This window comes from Acinetobacter johnsonii, from assembly GCF_048551975.1.
Classification (GTDB): Bacteria; Pseudomonadota; Gammaproteobacteria; order Pseudomonadales; family Moraxellaceae; genus Acinetobacter; species Acinetobacter johnsonii_A.
In genome coordinates this window covers 1-1,040 of the sequence record NZ_JBIMCF010000073.1, presented here as the reverse complement: position 1 = coordinate 1,040, position 1,040 = coordinate 1, and the positions used below count along the sequence as shown (strand labels likewise).

1 protein-coding gene is annotated in these 1,040 nt (G+C 40.4%); it reads right to left on the bottom strand.

The genetic code is table 11. The features are described from left to right. Positions 1 to 52: 52 nt before the first annotated feature. Entirely contained in the window at positions 53 to 985 is a 933-nt protein-coding gene (locus ACG9ZB_RS16670; RefSeq protein ID WP_176537456.1) for an IS5 family transposase, read from the bottom strand. Positions 986 to 1,040: the final 55 nt, after the last annotated feature.

Genomic DNA, 1,040 nt, shown 5'->3' with positions numbered 1-1,040 from the left:
GGCTTTGTTGCATAAAGGCTTAAAAGACAGAGTTATCCTAAGTAACTCAATTTTAAGTGACAACTTGGGTGTGAGGTCGGCCTAATTCTGTAAATTTATTTAATACCGCTACGCGTGCATGGATCTCATTCACTTGGCTGTCAAAATTCCTAGCACTGAGTTTATCCCCCAACAATTTAATGCAATACATCTTAGTCTCAACCAAACTTCGCCGATGATAGCCTGACCATTTTTTCCATAGTGTCCTGCCTAAACGTTTAACTGTTCGAAGTAATTCATTTCGCTCTAGCGAACTGATCTTTGTATCTTTCCAAGGTTTCGCATTTTTTCTTGGCGGAATCACCGCATGCGCTTGCCGATCTGCAATAATCTGACGGCAATGCTTAGTGTCATAAGCTCCATCGGTATAAACAGAGTCAATCTGCTCATCTTGTGGAATCTGATCAAGTAAATCACCAAGTACCTGTGAATCACTTACATTATTGGTTGTAAGCTGAACTGCTCGTATTTGCAGGGTTTTGGCATCTATACCAATATGAAGTTTACGCCATTGGCGACGATATTCGGGCTGATGTTTCTTACGTTTCCATTCACCTTCACCCAAAAACTTTAAGCCAGTAGAGTCTACGAGTAGATGAAGCCCATCACTGTTTTTCTGATAACTAATTGCAATATCAATATGCTTTTGTCTTCTACAAAGCGTCGTGTAATCTGGAGCTGTCCAATCTAATCTGCAAAGATGAATGAGACTTTGAACAAAACCTGTAACCATGCGTAAAGAGAGTCTGAATAAAGATTTGATCATTAAACAGCATTGAATCGCTATGTCGGAGTAGGTTTTACTTCGACCTTGTTTGCCTTGTGGTTCTGCATACCATTGTGTTTTTGGATCGAACCAAATGGCAATATTCCCACGATTAATGAGAGCTCGGTTATATGCAGGCCAATTGGTTGTGCGGTAGATTTTGTGTGTAGGCTTCTTCATTTGGAAATTATATTGCCGAAGAAGCCCTTAAGAACGGCTTTGTGCAACAAAGCCT

Coding starts and splice junctions, on each gene's coding strand:
- ACG9ZB_RS16670 (WP_176537456.1), bottom strand. CDS start 985: ATGAAGAAGCCTACACACAAAATCTACCGCACAACCAATTGGCCTGCA.